Origin of the sequence: Sediminicoccus sp. KRV36 (assembly GCF_023243115.1) — a bacterium.
In the GTDB taxonomy this organism is placed as follows: Bacteria; Pseudomonadota; Alphaproteobacteria; order Acetobacterales; family Acetobacteraceae; genus Roseococcus.
Window position 1 is genome coordinate 317084 of record NZ_CP085081.1, and the last position, 23250, is coordinate 340333.

General features: G+C 69.0%; 20 protein-coding genes. 10 read left to right on the forward strand and 10 right to left on the reverse strand.

Annotated elements, in window-relative coordinates; translation table 11 throughout:
- Positions 1-123: 123 nt before the first annotated feature.
- The 3 genes from LHU95_RS01525 to LHU95_RS01535 form a co-directional block, all read right to left on the reverse strand.
- Positions 124-675, reverse strand: a complete 552-nt coding sequence (locus LHU95_RS01525) for a TRAP transporter small permease (protein ID WP_248709617.1) — start codon at positions 673-675, stop codon at positions 124-126.
- Positions 676-744: 69 nt separating this feature from the next.
- Positions 745-1182 (reverse strand): MarR family winged helix-turn-helix transcriptional regulator, encoded by a 438-nt coding sequence (locus LHU95_RS01530; protein WP_248709618.1) that lies wholly within the window; start codon positions 1180-1182, stop codon positions 745-747.
- Positions 1182-2321 carry a hypothetical protein gene (locus tag LHU95_RS01535; protein ID WP_248709619.1) on the reverse strand — a complete coding sequence of 380 codons (1140 nt, stop codon included), beginning with the start codon at positions 2319-2321 and terminating at the stop codon, positions 1182-1184. The genes LHU95_RS01530 and LHU95_RS01535 overlap by 1 nt, the downstream gene beginning before the upstream one ends.
- A gap of 495 nt (positions 2322-2816) precedes the next feature.
- On the opposite strand from LHU95_RS01535, the gene LHU95_RS01540 reads away from it, so the two are divergent.
- A complete protein-coding gene (locus tag LHU95_RS01540) occupies positions 2817-4391 on the forward strand; it encodes an ABC transporter substrate-binding protein (protein ID WP_248709620.1) in 1575 nt (524 codons plus the stop codon).
- Positions 4392-4424: 33 nt separating this feature from the next.
- Here the strand turns inward: LHU95_RS01540 and LHU95_RS01545 are convergent, their stop codons facing one another.
- Together LHU95_RS01545 and LHU95_RS01550 are read right to left on the reverse strand one after the other, a co-directional pair.
- Positions 4425-5387, reverse strand: coding sequence for a tripartite tricarboxylate transporter substrate binding protein (locus LHU95_RS01545; RefSeq protein ID WP_248709621.1), 963 nt, complete (start codon positions 5385-5387; stop codon positions 4425-4427).
- Complete coding sequence (locus tag LHU95_RS01550) at positions 5291-5905, reverse strand: MarR family transcriptional regulator (RefSeq protein WP_248709622.1); 615 nt, start codon at positions 5903-5905, stop codon at positions 5291-5293. The genes LHU95_RS01545 and LHU95_RS01550 overlap by 97 nt, the downstream gene beginning before the upstream one ends.
- Before the next feature lie 111 nt (positions 5906-6016).
- Here LHU95_RS01550 and LHU95_RS01555 point away from each other — a divergent pair, with 111 nt between their 5' ends.
- Both LHU95_RS01555 and LHU95_RS01560 read left to right on the forward strand, forming a co-directional pair.
- Positions 6017-6868 (forward strand): transglutaminase-like domain-containing protein, encoded by an 852-nt coding sequence (locus tag LHU95_RS01555; RefSeq protein WP_248709623.1) that lies wholly within the window; start codon positions 6017-6019, stop codon positions 6866-6868.
- Between the two features lie 62 nt (positions 6869-6930).
- Positions 6931-7326, forward strand: coding sequence for a BLUF domain-containing protein (locus tag LHU95_RS01560; protein WP_248709624.1), 396 nt, complete (start codon positions 6931-6933; stop codon positions 7324-7326).
- Positions 7327-7412: 86 nt separating this feature from the next.
- On the opposite strand, the gene LHU95_RS01565 is transcribed toward LHU95_RS01560, so the two are convergent.
- Both LHU95_RS01565 and LHU95_RS01570 read right to left on the reverse strand, forming a co-directional pair.
- Positions 7413-8084 (reverse strand): VTT domain-containing protein, encoded by a 672-nt coding sequence (locus tag LHU95_RS01565; protein WP_248709625.1) that lies wholly within the window; start codon positions 8082-8084, stop codon positions 7413-7415.
- Positions 8085-8248: 164 nt separating this feature from the next.
- Complete coding sequence (locus LHU95_RS01570; RefSeq protein WP_248709626.1) at positions 8249-8956, reverse strand: glycosyltransferase family 2 protein; 708 nt, start codon at positions 8954-8956, stop codon at positions 8249-8251.
- An 80-nt stretch (positions 8957-9036) separates the two neighbouring features.
- Between LHU95_RS01570 and LHU95_RS01575 the strand changes: the two genes are divergently transcribed.
- The 7 genes from LHU95_RS01575 (at position 9037) to LHU95_RS01605 (ending at position 20713) form a co-directional block, all read left to right on the forward strand.
- Complete coding sequence (locus LHU95_RS01575) at positions 9037-10161, forward strand: COX15/CtaA family protein (RefSeq protein WP_248709627.1); 1125 nt, start codon at positions 9037-9039, stop codon at positions 10159-10161.
- A gap of 2 nt (positions 10162-10163) precedes the next feature.
- The gene (locus LHU95_RS01580; protein WP_248709628.1) at positions 10164-15053 is read left to right on the forward strand and encodes a PAS-domain containing protein; all 4890 of its coding nucleotides are present in this window, start codon (positions 10164-10166) and stop codon (positions 15051-15053) included.
- 11 nt (positions 15054-15064) lie between these two features.
- Positions 15065-16540, forward strand: coding sequence for a metalloprotease TldD (gene tldD / locus LHU95_RS01585; protein WP_248709629.1), 1476 nt, complete (start codon positions 15065-15067; stop codon positions 16538-16540).
- A gap of 213 nt (positions 16541-16753) precedes the next feature.
- Positions 16754-17728 carry an MBL fold metallo-hydrolase gene (locus tag LHU95_RS01590; protein ID WP_248709630.1) on the forward strand — a complete coding sequence of 325 codons (975 nt, stop codon included), beginning with the start codon at positions 16754-16756 and terminating at the stop codon, positions 17726-17728.
- Between the two features lie 15 nt (positions 17729-17743).
- Entirely contained in the window at positions 17744-19339 is a 1596-nt protein-coding gene (locus tag LHU95_RS01595; protein WP_248709631.1) for an FAD-dependent oxidoreductase, read from the forward strand.
- Entirely contained in the window at positions 19336-19539 is a 204-nt protein-coding gene (locus LHU95_RS01600; RefSeq protein WP_248709632.1) for a DUF2783 domain-containing protein, read from the forward strand. The genes LHU95_RS01595 and LHU95_RS01600 overlap by 4 nt, the downstream gene beginning before the upstream one ends.
- A gap of 7 nt (positions 19540-19546) precedes the next feature.
- Positions 19547-20713 (forward strand): M20 aminoacylase family protein, encoded by a 1167-nt coding sequence (locus LHU95_RS01605; protein ID WP_248709633.1) that lies wholly within the window; start codon positions 19547-19549, stop codon positions 20711-20713.
- A 21-nt stretch (positions 20714-20734) separates the two neighbouring features.
- Here the strand turns inward: LHU95_RS01605 and LHU95_RS01610 are convergent, their stop codons facing one another.
- From LHU95_RS01610 to LHU95_RS01620, 3 genes are all read right to left on the reverse strand, one after another.
- Positions 20735-21157: a phasin family protein gene (locus LHU95_RS01610; RefSeq protein WP_248709634.1), complete on the reverse strand. Its 423-nt coding sequence runs from the start codon at positions 21155-21157 to the stop codon at positions 20735-20737.
- Between the two features lie 102 nt (positions 21158-21259).
- The gene (locus tag LHU95_RS01615) at positions 21260-21901 is read right to left on the reverse strand and encodes a TetR family transcriptional regulator (protein ID WP_248709635.1); all 642 of its coding nucleotides are present in this window, start codon (positions 21899-21901) and stop codon (positions 21260-21262) included.
- Between the two features lie 336 nt (positions 21902-22237).
- A complete protein-coding gene (locus LHU95_RS01620) occupies positions 22238-23218 on the reverse strand; it encodes a tripartite tricarboxylate transporter substrate binding protein (protein ID WP_248709636.1) in 981 nt (326 codons plus the stop codon).
- Positions 23219-23250: the final 32 nt, after the last annotated feature.

The window sequence follows — 23250 nt, forward strand, 5'->3', positions numbered from 1 at the left end:
GACCCCGATCCTTCGCGCTCGTCCGCCAAGTCGCGATCTGCCTTGGGTCCACGAAAGGGGTCTGGGGCCTCGGCCCCAGCCGCCGGAGGCTCTGTTCTGTTCGAGCGGCCATGCGCAACCGGGTCATGCCAGTACATCCTGCGCGCTCGGCGCATCGCCATGCCGCCAGCGGCGCCAGACCCACCATGCCTCGCGCAGGAACATCGCGATGAAGCCCGCCGCCACCGGCCAGTAAACCCAGGCGAGTGAGGCATCCAGGCTGTCCATCGGCATCACGCCCATCCGCTCGGAGAGGTCCACGCTGATCCAGGCGCCGAAACCCCAGAAGGCCAGGCGGCATGCATCCTGAAAGGCCCAGAGGACCCGGCGCGCGCCCATGGGTAGCGCCATTTCCAGCGCCTCGACGCGGATATGCGTGCCCCGCCGCACCGCGCCCGCGCTGCCGATGAAGGTCAGGATGATCAGCAGGTAGCGTGCCACCTCCTCGGTCCAGGCCACGCTGTCATTCAGCACGTAGCGGCTGAAGAACTGCGTGAAGACGAGGATGCCGAGCACCCAGAGCAGGCCGAGGCCGAACCAGTCCTCGATGCCATAGTTCCGAAAGGAGAAATGGCGCAGATCGTCGGCATAGCCGGCCTCCTGCGCTTCCGCGATTCCCTCGAAGGGCTTGTCCAAGACGCTTCCCCAACCTTGCTTTGTGGGGGAGTGTATCGGATCGCGCCCCGCTGGCGACTTAATCCCGCTTCATGCGTTCCGTGCCTGGTCCAGGGCCTCGCGCAGGCGGCGGAGGGCCGGCAGCAGGCTCTCCGGCGGAGCGCCCAAATGGGAAGCGACCGGTGCGAGGTCAGCCGTCACCAGGGCAATCGCCGCTTCGCGCCGCGCGCGCCCGGCCTCGGTCAGCATGACGCGCTTGCCGCGCGCATCCGCCGGGTCGGGGTCGAGGCGGATGAAGCCGCGTTCTTCCAGCCGTTGCAGCGTATTGGTCATGGTCGCCTTGCTCACCTCGAAGGCACGGGCGATCTGGGCGGGGCCACGCCCATCCCCCAGCCGGACCAGATGGTTCAGCACGGTGAACTGCGGCAGGCGCAGCCCATCGGGCTGCAGCCTCTCGAAGCGGTTGCGCGCCAGCTGCTCGATGATGCCGATCTCGTTCAGCAGGGCGAAGATAGGCGAATCGGGCATCAGCCGAGGATACGCGATTCCACCGGCCAGCGTGGCGTCGGGCCGGTGGGCCGCGTGGCATGGCCCAACCGGCCCAGCATCTGCACCTCGCCCGCGGCGGCCAGCAGGGCCGGCAGGGCGGCGCGCGGGCCGGCCATCTCGGGATATTCCTGCAAGGCCTGGCTGACGGGATGCAGCGCCAGCCCCGCCCGGTTCGCCGCCAGGTTGAGCCGCAGCCAATCCCGCCCGGCGGCGAATTGGTCGGCGCGCGATTGCCCCGGCGTGGTCAGCCAGACATAGGCGTTGGTGGCCGCGAGCATGGCGCGGTACTGGCCGACCATCATGCCGTGGCCGGGCTGGCCCGCCAGCATCGCCGCGCGCGTCAATTCGCCACGCGCCACCATCGGGTCCAGCGCGGGCCCCCACAGGGAAATGCCATCGGGCCGGGCCGTGACCTCGGCCGTGCCGAGGCGCATCAGATCCACGCTTTCGCGATGCGCCGCCTCGGTGGCGGCCTCGATCAGCCAGGCCTGCCAGACCAGGTCCCGAATGGCCTCCACCGCCGCATTTCGGGCGCCGAAGCTCCGGGGTTCCAGCAGGGCCGCGCGCAGGGCCGTAAGGGCCGCATCCGGCACCTCGCGCGCCATGTCGAAAGGCTGCTTGGCGGAGCGGCGGGTCGCGGCCGCGGCAAACAGCGGATCGGCCGCGGCCGCCCCCCGGAAGGTGATGCGCGCGATGGGGCGGGTATCCAGCCGCGGCTGGGGCTCACCTTCCGGGAAGGCGCTGATTTCGGCGGCGATGCCCTGCTGGGCGGCCGCCAGGCGCAGCAGCTCGGTGAAGCACCCCAGGCCGATCAGGATTTGCCGGTCCAGCGGATCGGTCACGGGCAGGCGGCGCTCGAGGTCCACATGCAGGAGGATGGTGTCCGACCCGATGAGCCGCATCAGCCAGGGCTGGCGATTATGCGGATTGGGCGCCAGCACGGCCCAGGCCAGGGCGGCGATGCGCGGATCGGCATGCGGGGCGACCTGCCAGGGGGCCAGAGGTCCCGCCAGGGGGGTGGCATCAGGTTGGGCGGCCACGGGCCGCAGCCAGCCATCGGCGAGGGAGAGCCAGAGGCCGGCGGCCTGGGTGGCGAGAAGGGAGCGACGAGAGAGCACGAGAGGTATCCTTTTGGTTCGATATCTAACCAAATAGTTCCATCTCGAACGAAATACAACTGCTTTTCTCGTGCCCGGGAGGGCTTGCCAGCCGCCCCGCCCCAGCCCATCACACGGCAACACCTGGGTGAGCCCTGAAGTTTTGCCTGGTCAGCTTTCGTCATTCCTGCGGAATGCCGGCTGAACAGGTGCCTGGTCAGCTTTCGTCATTCCCGCGGAATGCCGGCTGAACAGGTGCCTGGTCAGCTTTCGTCATTCCTGCGGAATGCCGGCTGATCAAGTGCCTGGTCAGCTTCCGTCACCCCTGGGGCATGACGGCTGATCAGGTTGCCGGGCTGAGAGGCGGGATGCATCCCGCGATCCCCAAATCCCTGTCATGGGGGAACCTGATCCGGTTCGTACCGGCGAAGGGAGCGGTGCATCAGGCCTCCGGCGCACATGGCGCCGTGGGGCCCGCCCTCCATTCGCCCAAGGCGCGCCGCATGGAGAAGATGGATGGAGCGTCGCAGTTTCCTGGCCCTCGCTGGCGCCAGTGTCTCAACCCCGGCCGCCGCGCAAACCACGCGTGCCCGGACGCTGCGCTTCATGCCGCAGGCGGCGCTGGCCGTGCTCGACCCCATCTTCAACCCGACCACCATCGTCACCACCCACGCTTATTGCGTCTTTGACACGCTCTATGGCGCCGACCGCGCCCTGCGCCCGCACCCGCAAATGGCGGCAGGGCACAGCGTCTCGGCCGATGGGCTGAGCTGGACCATCACGCTGCGCCCAGGCCTGCGCTTCCATGATGGCGAGCCGGTGCGCGCGCGGGACTGCATCGCCAGCATTCGCCGCTGGGCAGTGCGTGACGGCTTTGGCCAGGTGCTGATGCGCGCCGTGGCGGAGCTTTCCGCCCCGGATGACAACACCATCCTGTTCCGCCTGAACCGCCCCTTCCCGGCGCTGCCCGACGCCCTGGCCAAGCCCGGCGCCAGCCCCTGTTTTATGATGCCCGAGCGCTTCGCCACCACGCCACCGGACCGCGCCCTGGGCCCGGATGCGATGATCGGCTCCGGCCCCTGGCGCTTTCTGCCCGGCGAATATGTCGCAGGCTCCCGCGCGGCCTATGCGCGCAACGACGCCTATCTCCCGCGTGAGGAGCCGGCCGAAGCGGCTTCCGGCGGCAAGCGCGTGCATTTCGACCGGCTGGAGATCATCTGGATTCCGGATGGCGGCACGGCCGCCGCCGCGTTGCGCACGGGTGAAATCGACTGGATCGAATACCCCCTGCCCGATCTGGTGCCCGTGCTGGACCGTGACCGCGGCACGCGCACGCAGATCTATGATCCCAACGGCTTCCTCGGCTTCATCCGCTTCAATCACCTGCACCCGCCCTTCAACGATGTGCGCGTGCGCCGCGCCATCCGCGACGTGGTGGTGCAGCCCGATTTCATGACCGCCGTCGCCTTGCCGCAGGATTGGCAGGAATGCCACGCGATGTTCCCCTGCGGCCTGCCAGGCGCCATGGAATTCCCGGCGGCACCCCGTGGCGAGGCGGCCATGCAGCGCGCCCGCGACGCCCTGCGCGAAGCCGGCTACGCCGGGGAGCCGATCATTCACATCAACCCGAGTGATTTCCCCGCCGTCACCCAGCAGGGCCGCGTGACGGTGGATCTGATGCGCCGCCTGGGCGTGAACATCCAATCGGTGGAGAGCGACTGGGCCAGCATCATCGCCCGCCGCGCCAATCGCGCCCCGCCTGCCCAGGGCGGCTGGAATCTGCACAACACCAACGGCCCGGCGGCCACCATCGCGAACCCCGCCGTCAGCTGGGCCATCCGCATGAACGGCGCCAATGCCTGGGCCGGCTGGCCGACCGATGAGGCGGTGGAAGCCCAGGTCGAGGCCTGGACCCTGGCCGCCGATGCGCAGAGCCAGGCGGCGGCCTTCCAGCGCCTGCAGCAATTGCTGTGGGAGGCGGTGCCGATCGCGCCCACCGGGCTGTTCCGGCTGCGCACGGCGTTCCGGAGCGATCTGACCGGGGTGTTGCAGGCGCCCAACCCGATGCTCTGGAATCTGCGGCGGGGCTGACCCGCCTTCGCTCAACCAGCACGCCGGCCCGCTTCAGCCCTGTGGCGGCCCAAGCACGCTGATCGCGGCCCGCACCCGCTCCCGCTGCGCGTCCACCACCCGCGCCAGATCCGCGGCACGGCCCGCCTGGGCCAGCATGCCGGCGGCACCGAGCCGGACCGAAACCTCGGGCGTGGCAGTGATTTGCGCCACCATCTCCGCCAGGCTGTCGCGCAGGCCCGCCGCCATCCCGCGCCAGCCGAACAATGCGGTCGAGGGATCATAGGCAAGGGCGGGCAGCCCAAGCTCGGCCATGCCGGGAACCTCCGGCAGGGCCGGCGCGCGCATCGAGGACGTCACCGCGAGGGGCCGCACCTTGCCCTCGCGAATGGCGCCCAGCAGCGGCGTGAGCGGCAGGATGCCGAGCTGGATTCGCCCCGCCGCAAGGTCGAGCACAGCAGGCGGTGAGCCGCGATAGGCGACATGCGTCAGCTCCAGCCCGCGCTCGCGCTGAAACAGCCGGAAGGCGAGTTCCATGAAGCCCGGAACCGAATACCAGTTGAGTGTGTCAGGACGCGCGCCGGCGAGTTGCAGGAGGCCCGCCATGCCGGCCGCCGGCACCGCGGCATGGACGGCGAGGCACAGGAATTCGCTGGCCATGATGGCGACGGGCAGCAGATCGCCCACGGGGTCGAAGGGGAGGCGGCCTGGCTGGGTAAACGGCACCGTGGAGGCGATGGTGCTGGGCGCCAGCAGCAGCGCCTCACCCGGCCGTGCGGTGGCATGGGCTTCCCCGGCGAGAAGCATGTTCGCACCGGGGCGGTTCTCCACGGTGAAGCTCTGGCCGAGCCTGCGGGACAGCCCCTCCGCCAGAAGCCGGGCCGCGAGGTCCAGGCCTGACCCGGCGGCGCCGCTGGTGATCAGCCGGACCGGGCGTTCCGGCCAGGACGCGGCGCGGGCGCTGCCGATCGCGGCGGGGAGGAGGAGGCAGCAGCGGCGGGTGAGGCGGGTTTGCATGGCAATGATTCCTCATGGGCTTTGGGCTTGCGGCGTGGCGGCTTCCGGCCCGCGCCAGGGCGCGCATGGGCCTCATGCGCTTCGATCAGGCGGGCCAGCAGGCCGAGCAAAGTCTGCCCCTCGGCTGGGGAGAGCGGGGCCAGGATGCGGCGCGCCGCGGCGCGTGTATGCTCGCGCAGGGTGTCCGAGAGCGCTTCGCCCTGGGGTGTCAGGGTGAAGGCGCCGGCCCGGCGATCCTTGGGCTGGATACCGCGCGCAACCAGGCCGCGCCGGACGAAGGCCTCCAGCGCCTGGCCGGCGGAGGTTGCGTCATGCCCGGTGGCGGCGGCGAGCCAGTTGCGGTCCATGCCTGGTGTGGCGCGGATCTGCGCCAGCAGCGCGACATGCACGGGCATCAGGTCGAGCGGCTGATACAGCTCGGCCTGGAAGGCATTGCAGATCTGGGCGAAGCGGCGCGCCAGATGCTGCGGCACGCCGCGGTGCAGATCGGGCAGGAGGGGGGCCGGGTTTGCAGTCATATGCGAAGAATATTTCGCGGTAGCGAAGCTTGCAAGGAAAAACGAAGAATTCTTTGCACTAATCTCACGCGGCCGATGTGACTTGCCCCCCGGCTGCGCTACAAGGTTCACATGTCTTCGACCCCCCAGGATGACGCCCGCGCCGCCCTCGACGCCGCCGGGCAGCTGCCCGATGCCGAGCTCGACCTCGCGGCCGTTGCGCTGCGATTCGCGCGGATCGACGCGCCCGAGGCGGATTGGCGCGGTGCCCAGGCGCTGCTCAGCCAGATCGCGCGCCGCGCTGTGGAACTGGCCAATGCCGACCCCGCTGCCGATGGTGGCGATACCGCCCGCAGGCGCGCCCTGCTGGCCCATCTCATCCATGAGGAATTCGGCTTCACCGGCGATGCCGAGACCTATGACGACATGGTGAACGCCAACATCATCCATGTGCTGGAGCGCCGGCAGGGCCTCCCCGTGGCGCTCGGCATCCTCTGGCTGCACGCGGCCGAGGCGGTGGGCTGGGCGGCGCATGGGCTGAACACCCCGGGCCACTTCCTGCTGGCACTGCCGCATACGCGCGGGCAGATCGTCCTCGATGTCTTCGCCGGCGGCACGCAGCTGCTGGCGCCTGAGCTGCGTGCGCTGATCAAGCGCGTCTCCGGCGAACAGACGGAGCTCAAGCCCGGCATGCTCGCCCCGATGACCAAGCGTGATGTGCTGCTGCGCCTGCAGAACAACATCAAGCTGCGCCGACTGCAGGCCAATGATCTGGAGGGCGGCCTTGCTGCCACGCGGGACATGCTGCGTGTGGCCCCAGGCCATGCCGGGCTCTGGCGCGAGATGGGCCTGATCGAGCATCGGCTGGAGCGCATCGGGGCTGCCTTGGCGAGCCTCGACAAGGCCCTCGAGATCGAGCCGCGCGGCGAAGCGGCGGCGCGCATCCGCGGCCTGGTGGAAGAGCTCCGCAACCGGCTGAACTGAGGCTTCACCTCTTCTTCATCATCCGGCGGGCACCCTGGCATCTCATCAGGGACGTGCCTTTCATGCTCCGCCCGCTCACGCGCCTCACCTATTTCAGCGCCAACCTCATGCGCGGGCCGCGCTGGCGCGTGGCCGAGGAGGTTGGGGCGCTGCTGGCCGTGGCGCGCATCCGCAACGCGCATCTTCGCATCACCGGCGCGCTGGTCGTCACGGATGATTGCTTCGCGCAGATCCTGGAGGGCGAGGCCGAGGATCTGGACTGGCTGTTCCGTTCCATTCAGGCTGATCCTCGGCACTGCAACGTGACATTGATCCAGCGTGCCCTCGTGCCCGAACGGGCTTTCGCCGATTGGGCCATGAGCCATGTGGAGACGGAGCCGCGCCGCCCCGCTGCGGGCGCCCTCCAGGACGAGACACTGTTCCAGCGCCTGGCCCATGCCGCGCATGGCGGGAGTTGACCGCGCATCTTGCGCGCCGAGGCGTGTGGCGCGCCCAGCTCCCCGACGCGCGTCCCGCGATCAGTTCCCCAACGCGCGTCCCGCGATCAGTTCCCCAACGCGCGTCCCGCGCGATGCCGCCGCATCAACCAAAGCCCCAACCCGACACTGACCGCCAGCAGAACGCCCGAAAGCGCCAGTTGCCAAATCCCATCCACCCGCACCCCCTTGCCGAGCAGCGCAAACACCATGGTCTGCGGCAGATAGCCCAGTGCCGAGGCCGCCAGGAACGGCCAGGCCGGGATGGCTGACATGCCTGCCAGCAGGTTCAGCGCGAGGTTGTTTCCCACGGGGAAAAGCCGCAGCGCCAAAGCCGCGCCGAAAGGATTCTCGCGCAGGGTCTCCACCACGGGACGCAAATGGGGTCCGAACCGGCCAGCGAGCCGTCGCTCGGCCCAGCCCCGCCCGACCGCGCCGGCCCAGAAGAAAGCCAACGCGCAGCCCAGCAATTGCGCCGCCAGGGCAACGCCCACGCCGACCACGGCGCCAAAGGCATAGCCGGCGAGGAACGCCACGGCCTGGCGCGGCACACCCACCGCCGTGGCCAGGGCGCCGGCCAGCAGGAACAGGGTCTCGCCCAGCAGCCCCTGGTCGCGGATGTAGAGATCCACCCATTCCGTCCCGGGCGCGGCGCCCAGGGCGCGCAGCAGTAAGCCGCCCAGCGCCAGGCCAGCGACCATTAGCAGGATCTTCGCCAATCCTGCGGGCTTCGTGCTCACCGGCGATCCACGCCCTGGCGGAAGCGCGCCGGGCCGATCGCGGTCGGAATGCGGGACCGGCGATTCACGCCCCGGCGGAAGCGCGCCGGGGCGATCGCGGTCGGGCCCCGGGACCGGCGATCCACGCCCTGGCGGAAGCGCGCCAGGCCGATCGCGGTCGGGTGTCACGGCTCTTCGATCTCGGGCCGCTTGCCGCGCCGCTGCAGCCAAGCCACGCCGAACAGGTCGAAGATGCTCACCGCCAGCCGGTCCAGCGTGCCGTAGTTGGAGGCACCCCGCAGCCGTGGCCGGTGGTTCACCGGCTCGCTCAGCACCGTGGCGCCGGCCCGCAGCGCCAGAGCGGGCAGAAAACGGTGCATGTGATCGAAATGCGGCATCTCGAGGAACAATGCGCGCGGGAAAAGCTTGAGGCCACAGCCGGTATCGGGCGTCGCATCGCGCAGCAGGGCAGAGCGGATGCCGTTCGCCAGCCGCGAGGAGCGTCGCTTGACCCAGGAATCCTGCCGGTTGACCCGATGCCCGGCCACCATCACCACACCGCCTGCGGCCTCGGCGCGGGTCAAGAGGCGCGGGATGTCTGCCGGGTCGTTCTGCCCATCGCCATCCAGCGTCGCAATCCAGTGGCCCTGCGCTGCCCTTACCCCCGTGATGATCGCGGCCGACTGGCCGCAGCTCATTCGGTGCCGCAGCCGCCGGACCGCGGGCAGGCCGGCCAGCACGCCAGGCGTCCCATCCGTCGAACCATCATCCACATAGATGATTTCATGCGGAATTTCGGCAAGCGCCGTCTCGATCTCAGCGACCAGGGGGGCGATGTTCGGGGCCTCGTTCCGCACGGGAATGACGACCGAAACCAGCGGTGCGGCGGACATTCAGGGGCGTTACCAGTGTGGGCCGGGCGCCACAAGCCCGGCTGATTGGCGATTCTTAAGGCGAGCGGTGGGCTACAACCATGGGTTTAGGCTACTATGTCTTGGCCATGCCCTTCGACGCGCGCAGCTTTCCCGCCCTCTCGCCCGCCACCCCCCGCGGGGATCGCGCCAATCCGCGCGCGATCGCCCTCTGGCTGCTGGCCGTGGCCGGATTGATCTGGGTGATGGTGGCGCTCGGCGGGGCCACGCGCCTCACCGGTTCGGGCCTCTCCATCATGGAATGGGCCCCGTTGGCCGGCACCTTGCCACCCTTGAGCCAGGCGGAGTGGCAGCGGCTCTACGATCTCTATCGCACCATCCCGCAATACCAGCTGCAAAATGCCGGCTTTGGGCTGGAAGGGTTCCAGCGCATCTTCTGGCTGGAATGGGCGCATCGCTTCTGGGGGCGGCTGATCGGCCTTGCCTATCTCGTGCCGTTTCTCTGGTTCTGGGCGCGCGGGGCGATCCCGCGCGGCCTCATGCCCCGTCTGGCCCTGTTGTTCCTGCTGGGCGGCATGCAGGGCGCGATCGGCTGGTTCATGGTCGCCTCGGGCTTCGAGGCGGACCGCACCGCCGTCTCGCCCTACCGGCTGGTGCTGCATCTCTCGATGGCGTTTCTCCTGTTCAGCGTGATCCTCTGGACCGCGCTCGGCCTGTTGCGGCCGGTCGCGCCGGCGCCCTTGCCGATGCAGGATGCGCAGCAGAGCAAGCTCCGGCGACAGGTCGTGGCGGCCTTCTGGCTGGCGGCGCTGACCATGCTCGCGGGGGGCTTCGTGGCCGGCATTCGCGCGGGCTTTTCCTATAACAGCTTCCCGCTGATGGATGGCCAGCTCATCCCCGCCGGCTATCTCGACCTGGACCCCGCCTGGCGCAACCTCACCGCCAATATCGCCGCCGTGCAATTCAACCATCGCCTGCTGGCAACCCTGACGCTGCTGGCGGCCCTCGGCGTGGCGCTGGCCGCACGCCGCCTGCCCGATGGCTTTGCGCGGCGTGCGGCCTGGACCATGGCGGCGGCGATTGGCGCGCAATACACGCTGGGCATCGTGACGCTTCTGCATGTGGTGCCGGTCTCGCTCGGCACGCTGCATCAGGCGCTCGCGGTTGGTGTCCTGGCCGCCGGCCTCTGCGCGTGGCACGCGCTGCGTAGCCCACCGCGGCCGTGACGATGGACGCGCCCACCGCGCCCCGGACCCATCTGCTCGCGGCCTTGCCGGTGGCGTTGATGGCTTTCTCGGAAGCGGATGCGCTGGTCTTCGTGAATGACGAGATGCGCGCGCTGCTGCGCGTGGATGCGGCTGCGCTGAAGGATGGCGCCGCACTCCATGATGTCCTGCGGTTGCTGGCCTTCCGTGGCGCGCTTGGCCCCGGTGACCCCTCGGAGCGGCTGCGTGACATCCTGGAACTGGATTTCACCGCCCCGCATCGCCGCCTGCTGCGCGATGTCGAGGGGCGAGGCCTCGAGTTCCGCCTGATCCCCCTGTCGGAAGGCGGGCATCTCCTGACGCTGAGCGATGTGAGCGAATTCCTCCAGGGGCGGGAAATGGCCGAGCGCGAGGTGCATGCGCTGGGCGCCGTCCTCGCGCGGCTGAACAATGGTGTCGCGCAATATGACGCCGAGCGGCGGCTGGCGCGCAGCAACCCGGCCTATGCTAGGCTACTCGGCCTGCCGCCCCATGCGCTGCAACCCGGCATGCCGGTCTCCGAGATCATCGCCCGCCAGCGCGAGGCTGGCGAATTCGATGCCACCCACGCCGCCGCCGTGACGACCGACCTGACCACGCGCTCCGTCGCGCAGCCCTGGCGGCATGAGCGCACCAGGCCGGATGGCCAGACCCTGCGCTTCGAAAACCAGCCCATGCCCGATGGCGGCTGGCTGGCCGAGATCATGGACATCACGGAGACCCATCGCGCCGAGCAGGATGTTCGCCGCCGCGTCGCCCTGCAGGATGCGGTGATGGAAGCGTTGCCCGTGGGTGTGGCCGTCTATGGGCCGGACCGCGTGCTGCGGCAGGTGAACCCCGCCTATAACCGCATCATGGCGCATAGCCCGGTCCAGCTCGGTGAAAACCTGCGGGATATCCTGACGCGCCGCGCCATCGCCGGGGAATTCGGCCCCTGTGATACGGAGGTGGAGGTCACGCGCCGGCTGGCGAATGTCAACACGGCGCATGGCTTCGAGCGGCGCAGCGCCGATGGCGTGGCGACCAGCCATCGCAGCGTGCCCTTGCCCGATGGCGGCCATGCGATGGTTGTCGCCGATGTCACGGCCCTCCATGCCGCGCAGGCCGAAGCGCGGGACCGGGCGGAAGTGCTCAACCACATGCTTGAGAGCACCCGGCATGGCATGGCGATGTTCGATGCGGCCGGCGATGTGGTGGCGGCGAACCGCCTGGCCGCGCATTTCTGCGGATTGCCGCCGGACGCCTTCGCCCGCGGCGTGAACATCCGCGAGCTGCGCGCCATGCAGGTGGAACTCGGCGTGCATGGTGACCGCCTGAGCACCAGCCGCTTCCTCGCCGAGCGGGCCAATGAGCCGCTGCGGGGGCCGGACCGTTACCGGCGCACCAATCCCGACGGCACGGTGATCGAGATCATCACGGACAAGCTGCCGGAGGGCGGCTATGTGCGCTCCTTCACCGATGTCACCGCCCAGGTGCAGGCGGAAGCCGAAGCGATGAGCCGGGCCGAATCCCTGCAGGCCGTGCTGGATCACATGCGCCACGGGATCATCCTCTACGATGGCGATGGCTATGTCCGCACCGGCAACGCGCTCGGCGCGCGGCTGGCGGGCCTGGCACCCGAGCAGCTGAAGCCCGGGGCGCATTTCGACGAGCTGCGCGACCTCCAAGGTGCGCAGGGCGAACATGGAGAGGGTGAGGCAGCCGCGCGCTGGATCAAGAATCGCGCCCCCGAACCCTGGAAAGGGGAGAGCAGCTACACCCGCAAACGCCCCGACGGCACCATCATCGAGGTCCGCACCGATCTCATCCCGGGCGGCGGATGCGTGCGTTCCTTCACCGACATCACGGCGCTGACGGAAGCGCAGGCGGCCGCAACCTCTCGCGCGGCCGTGGTCCAGGCGATGCTGGACAATATGCGGCACGGCATTGCCCTGTTCGATGCGCAGCATCGCCTGCTGACGGCCAACCCCCTCTGCGCCACGCTGATGGGCCTGGAGGGCTGGCTGCGGCCCGGCGTCACCTACCTGGAGACGGTGACCGAACAGCATGCCCGCGGCGAATTCGGCCCGGGCATGACCGGTCTGGAATGGTTGCAGGGGCTGCGCACGCGGGACATGCTTGAAGCGCGGACGTTGCGCCGCCGGCGCCCGAATGGGCAGGAGCTGGAAGTCGCGGCCAACCCGGTTCCCGGCGGCGGCTTCGTGCTCACCCTGACCGACATCACCGCCCGCGTGGTGGCGGAGCGCGAGGTGGAGCGCCGTGCGGAGGTGCTCGGCGCCACGGTCAATGCCGCGCGCCAGGGCATCATGCTGTTCGACGCCGAGGGCCGCGCCGTGGCGGCGAATGACATCGCGGGCCAGCTTGCTGCCAGGGCTGGCTCCGCCAGCCTGATCGGCCTCACCCACGCCGATATCGTCGCGGGCCAGCATCGCTTCGAGGGTGCCAGCGAAGCCGAGGTCGAGGCCGTGCGGGCGCGGATCCTCGCGGTGGACCGGCGCCTGTCGCATCGCTACCAGCGCCATCGGGGCGATGGCCTGGTGCTCGACATCAGTTCCGACCCGATGCCCGAGGGCGGCTACATCGTCTGCATCTCCGATGTGACCGAACTCGTCCAGGCGCGTGAGCAGGCCCAGGCCCAGGCGGCCGCGCTCTCGGCAACGCTCGATGCCTCGCGCCACGGGATCACGCTCTACGGGCCGGATCACCGCGTCATCGCCACCAACCGCATCAGCATGGCCATCGCCGGCTACTCCTCGCCGGAGGAAATGCTGGGCCAGACCTATGAGCAGGTGATGCGGCGCCAGACGCCGCTGGAGCAGCTCCATGAGGCCAGCGCCGAGGAGGCCTTCGTGAGGGAGGCCCTGGCGCTCGACCGCAGCAAGTCCATCCGGTACCAGCGCCGGCGAACATCGGGCGAAGTGTTCGACGTCGCTTCCGACCCGACGCCCGAGGGCGGCTTCGTCGTCTCCATTTCGGACGTCACACCCCTGGTGGATGCGCAGGAGGAGGCGCAGCGCCGGGCCGGCATCCTGCAGGTCATGCTGGAGAACAGCCGGCAGGGCATCGTGCTGTACGACTCGCGCCATCGCCTGGTCGCCGCCAATGCGCTGGGCGGCGAGATGATGGGCGTGCCGGACCTGCTGGCGAAGCCGGGCACCACCCAGGCGGAAATCCTGGCAGCGCAGCGTGCGCGCGGTCTCTACGCGGGCGAGGATGGCGGCGCGGCGCAGGAGGCGTTCTTCCTGGCGCTCGACCGCACCAAGCCGCACCGCATGCAGCGCTCGCTGCCGGATGGCCGGCGTTTCGACGTGGCCTCGGACCCGACGCCCGATGGGGGCTTCGTCATCTCCGTCTCCGATATCACGCCGCTGGTGCGGGCGGAGGCCGCGGCCGAAAGTCGCGCTGGCCTGCTGCGCACCATGCTGGAGAACAACAGCTCCGGCGTGCTGCTCTACGACCATGAGCGCCGGCTGCGCGCCTTCAACAGCCTGGCCGTCACGCTGATGGACATGCCGCAACTGCCCGAATGCGTCGGCGTGACGCTGGAGGAGTTGCTCGCGATCCAGGTGAAGACCGGCAATCTCGGGCCTGGTGAGGCCGGCGAGCGTGAGCGGAGGAGCCTCATCGAGCTGGACCGCAGCAAGCCCTTTCGCGCGCAGCGTGTGGCGCAGGATGGCCGCGTGCTGAACTTCGCCTCCGACCCCACGCCGGATGGCGGCTTCGTCGTCTCTCTCACGGATGTGACGCCGCTGGCCCGGGCCGAGGCTGAGGCCAAGCGCCGGGCCGAGATCCTGGGCGTGATGCTGGGCAATATCCGGCATGGCATCGTGCTGTTCGACAAGGAGGCCCGCCTGGTGGCCTCCAACGCCAAGCTGCGCGAGATGCTGGGGCTGCCGGATGACGCGCTGGCGCCCGGCGCCCACATGCATGACATGGTGGATGCCCTGCTGGCCCATGGTGAATACGGCGAGGGCGAGGCCGGGCTGCGTGTGGCCGAAGCGATCAAGACGCGGCCGCGCTTCGCGCCCATCCGCTCGCTCCGGCCGCGCCCGGATGGCAGCATCCTGGAGGTCGTCTCGGACCCGACGCCCGATGGTGGCTGGGTGGTCACCTACACCGATGTCACCGAGGACCGGCAGGTTCGCACCGAGCTGGAGGCAGCCCGCGAGGCGGCCGAAGCCGCCAGCCGCGCGAAGTCGCGCTTCCTGGCCACCATGAGCCATGAATTGCGCACGCCGCTCAACGCCGTGATCGGCTTTTCAGAGGTGCTGCGCGGCGGCGCCACGCAGGAATTGACGATGGAATTCGCCACCGCCATCCAGGAGGCCGGCCGGCATCTCCTCTCGTTGATTGACGATATCCTCGACATCACCCGCGCCGAAACGAGCAACCTGCCGATCGCGCTGGAGGAAGTCGCCGTCGCACCCTTGATCGAAGGGGCGGCGCGCATGATCGGCCCGGCGGTCTCGGACGGAAAGCTGAACCTCACGCTGGACATCGCCCAGGATCTGCCCCGGCTGCGCGGTGATGCGCGCCGGTTGCGCCAGGTGCTGCTCAACCTGCTCAGCAACGCGACCAAATTCACCGAGGCCGGCGGGACGATCACCCTGCGTGCGCTGTGCACGGCCGAGGGCCTTGTGATCGAGGTGCAGGATACCGGCATCGGCATCGAGGCCAAGGATATGGAGCGGGTCTTCGAGCCTTTCACCCAGCTCGACAGCGCGCTCTCCCGCCGCTTCCCTGGCTCCGGCCTGGGTTTGCATCTATGCCGCACCCTGGCCCAGGCACAGGGCGGCACCTTGGGCCTGGACAGCACGCCCGGCATCGGCACCATCGCGCGCATCACCTTCCCGACTTCCAGCCTGATCTTCTGAACGGAACTCGCATGCCCCTCGACACACCCCTCGACTTCGCCGCGCGCGAGACGCCGCTGGCCGTCACCGACCGGCTTTTCTACACCGAGCTCGATCCGGCCGCCGCCGAGCGCCGCCTGCACGAAGCCACGGCGGGCGCCGAGGATGGCGAGCTGTTTTTCGAATACCGCGAGAGCGAGGCGATCAGCCTGGAAGATGGCCGCATCCGCTCGGCCAGCTACGACACGCAGCGCGGCTTCGGCCTGCGCGCCATCCAGGGCGAGGCGGCGGGCTACGCCCATGCGGGGGAGATCAGCGACGCGGCACTGGCGCGTGCCGCGGCGACCGTCGGCGCCGTGCGGCAGGGCCGCAGCGGGACGCTCGATGTCGGCCCGCGGGCGACCAACGCGCAACTCTATGAAGCCACCAATCCGCTGATGGGCGATGGCGCTGAACTCAGCTTCGCCGGCAAGACCGACCTGCTGATGGAGATTGACGCCCATGCCCGCGCGCTGGACCCGCGCGTCACGCAGGTCATGGCCTCGCTGCATGGCGAGTGGCAGGCGGTGCAGATCCTTCGCCCCGATGGCCTGCGCGTGGCCGATCTGCGGCCGCTGGTGCGGTTGAACATCTCCGTCGTCGTCGAGGAAAATGGCCGGCGGGAGACGGGCAGTTTCGGGGCGGGCGGGCGCTTCGCCTATTCGCGCGTGATCGGTGAGGGCGGTTGGCAGCGGGGCGTGGCCGAGGCGTTGCGCCAGGCCCTGGTCAATCTGCAAAGCATCCCCGCCCCCGCCGGCGAGACCGAGGTGGTGCTCGGCCCCGGCTGGCCCGGCATCCTGCTGCATGAGGCGATCGGCCATGGGCTTGAGGGCGATTTCAACCGCAAGAAGACCTCCGCCTTCGCCGGATTGCTCGGCACGCGCATCGCGGCACCCGGTGTCACCGTGGTGGATGACGGCACCATCGCCGACCGCCGCGGCTCGCTCACCGTGGATGATGAGGGCACGCCCTCCGGCCGCACCGTGATGATCGAGGATGGCTATCTGCGTGGCTTCATCCAGGACCGGCAGAATGCCCGCCTGATGGGCGTGGCCCCCACGGGCAACGGCCGGCGCCAGAGCTACGCCCACAGCCCCATGCCACGTATGACCAACACCATCATGCTGGGTGGCGCCCATAGCCCGGCCGAGATCATCGCGAGCGTGAAGCGCGGCATCTATGCGGTGAATTTCGGTGGCGGCCAGGTGGATATCACCTCGGGCAAGTTCGTCTTCTCGATGAGCGAGGCCTACATCATCGAGAATGGCCGCATCGGCGCGCCGGTGAAGGGCGCCACCCTCATCGGCAACGGGCCCGATGCGCTGACCAAGGTCAGCATGATCGGCCATGACAGCGCGATGGATCCGGGCATCGGCACTTGCGGCAAGAACGGCCAAGGGGTGCCCGTGGGTGTGGGGCAGCCCACGCTGAAGATGACGGGCCTGACGGTGGGCGGCACAGCCATCTGAGCGCGGCGCGGGGGGCTCAGCCCTCTCGCCCGCGCCGGCCGGGAAGGCTGGTTCGCCGGATCGGTATTCAGTCGTCAAACCAACCTCCTATAGGGTCGCCGGAGGCCGCGGCGCCGGCATGGCGTCGCCGCGCGCAGCTTGATCCCGGCAAATGATTTCGTTTGCCCGGCCGATGCTCTAGACTCGCGCCAGCGACGAGAAGGCAACGCCCCCATGAGTTTCGCTTCCACCACCGATCTCACCGAGAAACACGTCTCCTTCGACGAGCTCGGCGGCGGGCTCTACGCCTATACGGCCGAGGGTGATCCCAATTCCGGGGTGATCATCGGCCCCGACGGCGTCGTCGTCGTGGACGCCCAGGCGACGCCGATCATGGCGGCCGATGTGCAGGCGCGCATCGCTTCCGTCACGCCGCTGCCGGTCCGGCAGGTGGTGCTGTCGCATTATCACGCGGTGCGCGTGCTGGGCGCCTCGGGCTATCCGGCGCATTCCATCATCTGTTCGGACGCCACGCGCAACCTGATCGTGGAGCGTGGCGCCCAGGATATGGACAGTGAGATCGGCCGCTTTCCGCGCCTGTTTCGCGGCCGGGAGAGCATTCCCGGCCTGACCTGGCCGACCGAGACCTTCCATCGCAGCATGACCCTCTGGCTGGGGGAGCGGGAAGCCCAGATCATCCATATCGGCCGCAGTCATACGGCGGGCGATACGGTGGTCTGGATGCCGAAGGAGAAGGTCCTCTTTGCCGGCGATACGGTGGAGTTTGGCGCGACACCCTATTGCGGCGATGCGCATTTCGCCGACTGGCCCGCCACCATCGCCGCCATCCGCGCCCTGGGGGCCGAGAAGCTGGTGCCAGGCCGTGGCGCGGCGCTGATGACCAAGGCCGATGTGGCGCAGGCCCTGCATGATACCGAAAGCTTCACGGGCGATCTTTTCAGCCTCGCGCAGGAAGCGGTGGCGAAGGGCTGGAACCTGACGCAGCTCTACGCCGAGGCGATGGGCGCCATGCGGCCGAAATACGGGCATTGGGTGATCTTCGAGCACTGCATGCCCTTCAATGTCAGCCGCGCCTTTGATGAAGCCGGCGGCATCGCCCATCCGCGCATCTGGACGGCGGAGCGCGATGTCGAGATGTGGCGCGCGGTCGAGGGTTCCTCGCCGATGAAGCCGGCCGAAGTGAACTGAGTTGGAGGCACTGACTTGCCTGGCACCTACACCCAGCCGCGCTATGAATATCGCCCCCATCCCGTTGATGCTGAGCGGGCACCCGTTGTCATCGTGGGCGGCGGGCTGGTCGGGCTGACGGCAGCGCTGGATCTGGCGCGGCGCGGCCTGCGCGTGGTGCTGCTCGATGAGGATGACACGGTCAGCTTCGGCAGCCGCGCCATTTGCTTCGCCAAGCGCAGCCTGGAGATCTTCGCGCGGCTTGGCGTCGGCGAGAAGTTCCTCGCCAAGGGGATCACCTGGAACCAGGGCCGCGTCTTCTTCCAGTCGCGCGAGGCGTATAGCTTCAACCTGCTGCCCGAGGATGGCCATGAATTCCCGGCCTTCGTGAATCTCCAGCAGTATTACGCCGAGCAATGGCTGGTGGAGGCCTGCGTTGAATCCGGGCTTGTGGATCTGCGCTGGCAGTCACGCGTGACGGGCATCGCGGCCCATCCCGATGGTGCGCTGCTGACCATCGAGACACCGGAGGGCGCATACACCCTGCACGCCGACTGGCTGCTGGCGGCCGATGGCGCGCGCAGCTTCATCCGCGAAGCCCTCGGCCTCAGCTTCACCGGTCAGGTCTTCCGGGACCGCTTCCTCATCGCCGATGTGGTGATGAGCGCACCCTTCCCGACCGAGCGCTGGTTCTGGTTCGACCCGCCCTTCCATCCCGGCCAATCCGTGCTGCTGCACAAGCAGCCCGATGATGTCTGGCGGATTGATTTTCAGCTTGGCTGGGATGCGGATCCGGAACTCGAAAAGGATCCTGAGCGTGTGCGCCGCCGCGTGACGGACATGCTCGGCCCGGATGTGCCCTTCGATCTGGAATGGGTCAGCGTCTATACCTTCCGCTGCCGGCGGATGGAGCGCTTCCGCCATGGCCGCGTCTTCTTCCTGGGCGATGCCGCGCATCAGGTGAGCCCCTTTGGGGCGCGGGGCGGCAATGGCGGCGTGCAGGATGCCGATAATCTATGCTGGAAACTGGCTGCCGTGCTGCGCGGGGATGCGCCGGAAGCGCTGCTGGACAGCTACGAAGCCGAGCGGATTCCCGCCGCTGACGAAAACATCCTCCACTCCAGCCGCAGCACGGATTTCATCACGCCCAAGACCGAGGCGGCGCGCGCCTGGCGCGATGCGGTGCTGGAACTGGCCGAGGATTGGGCATTGGCGCGGCCCTTCGTGAATTCCGGCCGCCTCTCCAGGCCCACCACCCTGCTGGACAGCCCGCTGAACGGCCCGGACCAGTCGCCCGGCATGGCCCCGCCCGGCACGCCGGCCCCTGACGCACCGCTGCTGCGCGGCGATCAGCGTGGCTGGCTGCTGCGCCAGATCGGTGCGGATGGCGGTTTCACCCTGCTGGCGCGGGAGGTGGTGCCGGTGCCCTTGCCGGGCATCACCACCCTGCTGATCGCGGATACGCCGCGGGCCGGCGCCTGGCATGACCATTCCGGCCTGGCCGCCGCGCGCTATGGGCTCTCACCCGGCGAATGCGTGCTGCTGCGGCCGGACCAGCATATCGCCGCGCGTTTCACCACCGCGGCGCCCGAGCCGATCCTCGCCGCGCGGGACAAGGCGCTCGGCCGATGAAGCAACTGCGCACAACGCCCCGAATCGCCGATCCGGACGGCTTCTATGCCGCCTTGATGGAGGCGCATCGCACGCTCGATGCCGCGGCCTCACGCAAGCTCGACGCCAAGCTCATTCTGCTGCTGGCCAATCACATTGGCGACATGGCAGTGCTGCATGAGGCGCTGGTGATTGCGCAGGGCGCCAAGCCGGAGGAATAATGCCTCCATGAATAACCCGACCGAGACCATCGCCGCCTGGCAGGATGAGTTCACCACCATCCGCCGTGACATCCACGCCCATCCCGAGCTTGGGCTGGAGGAACATCGCACCGCCGACCTCGTGGCCAGCAAGCTCACGGAGATGGGGATCGAGGTGCATCGCGGTATCGGTGTGACCGGCGTGGTCGGCGTCATTCGCAACGGCAATGGCCAGGGCCGCATCGGCCTGCGCGCCGACATGGACGCGCTGGCCATGACCGAGGCGAACAGCTTCGCGCATGCCAGCGCCATCCCGGGAAAAATGCATGCCTGCGGGCATGACGGGCACACCACCATGCTGCTCGCCGCCGCCAAATATCTGCAGGAGACCAAGCGCTTCGACGGCACCGTCCACCTGATCTTCCAGCCGGGCGAAGAAGGTGCGGGCGGCGCGCTCGCCATGCTGGAGGACGGGCTGTTCGAGCGCTTTCCCTGCGATGCGGTATTTGGCCTGCACAACCGCCCGGGCATGCCGCTCGGCCAATACGGCATAAGGCCCGGCCCGATGATGGCGGGCGTCGCCTTCTTCGACATCCAGGTGACAGGCAAGGGCGGCCATGGCGCGCGGCCCGAGACGACGCATGATCCCGTCGTGATGGGCGCCGCCATCGTGCAGGCGCTGCAATCCGTCGTCGCCCGCAATGTGCCGGCGGCCGAACGCGCGGTGCTCAGCGTGACGCGGTTCGACGCGGGCAACGCCTATAACGTCATCCCGAACGAGGTGCGGCTCGGTGGCACGGTGCGCGCCTTCAGCAATCAGGTGATGAAGCTGGTGGAGGACCGCATGCGCGCCATCAGCGCGGGTGTTGCTTCCGGCCTGGGAGGCACGGCCACCCTTGATTTCCGCGTGATCACCACGCCCCTGGTCAATGATGCGGCGGAGACCCTGGCCCTGGGCGATGCGGCCGCTTCCCTGGTGGGAGAGGGGCATGTGAAGCGTGAATTCCCCGCCGTCATGGGTGGTGAGGATTTCGCCTACATGCTGGAGAAATGCCCCGGCGCCTATATCGTCACCGGCAATGGTGACAGCGCCGAGGTGCACAACCCCGCCTTCGACTTCAACGACGCCGCCATCCCCTATGGCGCGGGTGTGCTCGCCGCCGTGGTCGAAGCCAAGTTGAAGCGCGTCGAATAGACGCGCTTCAATCAGGGCTTATCAGGGCTTGACCATGCCCTTCACTTCTTCGAGTGCCTCGGCGAAGCGGCGGTTCAGTACGCCCACGGCCTCGCCATTGGACTTCTGAATCAGCTCGGCGATTTCCTGCATGTTGGCCACCGCGCGCTCATAGGCGGTCTTCATCATTTCGGCCTGCTGCGCCGCCTTGGCATTGGGCGAGGCCTCGACCGCGGTCATGCTCTGCATGGCCTGGGTCATTTCGCCCATCACCTGCTGAATGATCTCCATGTTGCGGCGGCCCACGGCCTGGGCACCTTCCATGGCGAGCTTGTTGGCGGTGGTCAGCGCTTCGAGGTTGCGCTTCTGCGCATCGGCGAAGGCCTGGAAATCCGGCATGGCGGGCAGCTTCATCGAGGTGAAGGCGCGCATCATTTCTTCGGGATTGAAGCCATTGCTTGACATGATTTGAGTCTCCGGATGCCGTCGCCGAGACTGACCCCAGCGATCAGTTGTCCGAGCAGCGGCCTGAACGCCTTGGTTCCTAGACGCCCTGGGGTAACGCGGTCAATTCACTTCCGTTGCAGGTTCCGCGTCAGGGCCGGCCTCCATGGGGGCGTCGGACGCCGAAGCCTCCACTGGCGCCCAGCGCAACCACCGGGCCACACGGTCGGCCTGGTCCAGGGCGCGATCCAGCGCGGCCATGGTGGCCGAGAGGTCCTCGCTCTCATCTTTTTCCCAGGCGCGAAGGGCGGCGAGCCAGACGGCACCCAGGCCCTGCGCCCGCGCCAGACCGGCGGGCCCCGCGGCATCCAGCCCGGCCGCTTCCAGCATCCAGGCCATGGCGCTGAGATTGCGGCGGGCGAACCACAGCGCCAACAGGGGGGCGCGTGGCAGGTCATGCAGCAGCCGGACCACGCCCGGGCGGTCCGGCTGGAGCGCGTCCAGCCGGCGCATCAGCACATCGAACAGTCGGTCCCGGGCGGTGCTGCTCATATCCTCCACCGTGCCTTCCAGCACGCCGGCATCCACTGCGCGCTGATGCGCGCCCAGGATTTCCAGCGGGCAGGTGAAGTGGCGCCGCAGATCAGCCAGGGGCAGGCCGGCCTCGGCCGCGACGGCGCGCAGCGTCAGGCCATGCCAGCCACTGCCGGCCAGAACGCGCCAGAAGGCGCTGAGGATCGCTTGGTCGGGGGCGGGAATGCTCATGCCGTCAAGATTGGCCCGGTCGGGCTTTGGCGCAAGCGGGGCGGGGTGGGCGGCTTTCCTTCAGGCGGCACGGCAGGGCACACATCAGCACCTGGGCGCGGCTGGTGAAAGCCTGGGATTTTCATGAAAATGACGGCAGTCCGGTCAGCCTGCGCGATGGCGGGAGAGCGGGCCAGGCTCCCTGCGCCCTCCGCAAGCCGTGGTCTCCAGCCAGCAAGCCGGGATCCGGAAATGCTCGTCCAGGTGCAGGGGCGCCGGTTGGGATTGCCGCCTGAGCGGCGCCCCGGGAACGGGCCTGGCGCCGAGGGGGTCAGCGCCACCGCCGCAGCCCACCCATCAATCCGGCGTGATGTTGCCCGCGGCGATCACCGCCCGCCATCGGTCCAACTCACCCGTGATCAGCGCCGTGTAGCCCGCCGGCCCCTCCGCGCCGGGCCGGACGCCGATGGTGCCGAAGCGCTCCACCACCGCCGGGTCGGCCAGGGCCTGGGCGATTTCGGCGTCCCACCGCGCGATGATGTCCGGCGGCAGCCCGGCCGGTGCCGAAAAGCCGAACCAGTTGCTGGAGGTCACCTGCGGGAAGCCCTGCTCGGCGAAGGTCGGCACGTCAGGCAGCGAGGCGGGGCGCGTGGCCTCGCTCGTCGCCAGCGCGCGCAGGCGCCCGCCACGCAGATGCGGCAGCGCGATGGGTAGGCTTTCCATGATGGAGGGGATTTGCCCGCCGATCGTATCCGTCAATGCGGGCGCCGAGCCGCGATAGGGCACATGGGTCAACTCCACCCCCGCCGCACGCGCCAGCACCTGCCCCACCAGATGGTTCAGCGTGCCATTGCCACCCGACCCATAGGTCACCGGTCGCTGGCGTGCCACGGCGAGGTACTCGGCCAGGTTGCGCGCGGGAAAATCGAGGTTCACCGCCAGCACGGAGGGAAAGGTGCCAACCAGCCGGATATGCGAGAAATCACGCAGGGCATCGTAGGGCGGGTTGCGATACAGCACTGGCCCGATTCCGTGCGAGGCGGCGGAGGACATCATCACCACGAAGCGGTCGCCCGGGGCCTTCGCCAGGATATCCGCCCCCAGCGCGCCACCGGCACCTGGCCGATTCTCCACCACCACCGGCTGGCCCAGCCTGGCACTCACCACCGGCGCCAGGATGCGCGAAAGGGTATCGGCCGCACCGCCGGGCGGGAAATTCACGATCCAGCGGATCGGCCGGTCCGGCCAGGCGGCCTGGGCCGAGGCGCGGGGGCTGAAGGCCGGGGCCGCCAGCGCAGGCACGCCCAGCAATGCGGCACGGCGGGTGAGGGTGGGCATGTGAATCTCCATGAGGAAGGGTGGTCAGCTTG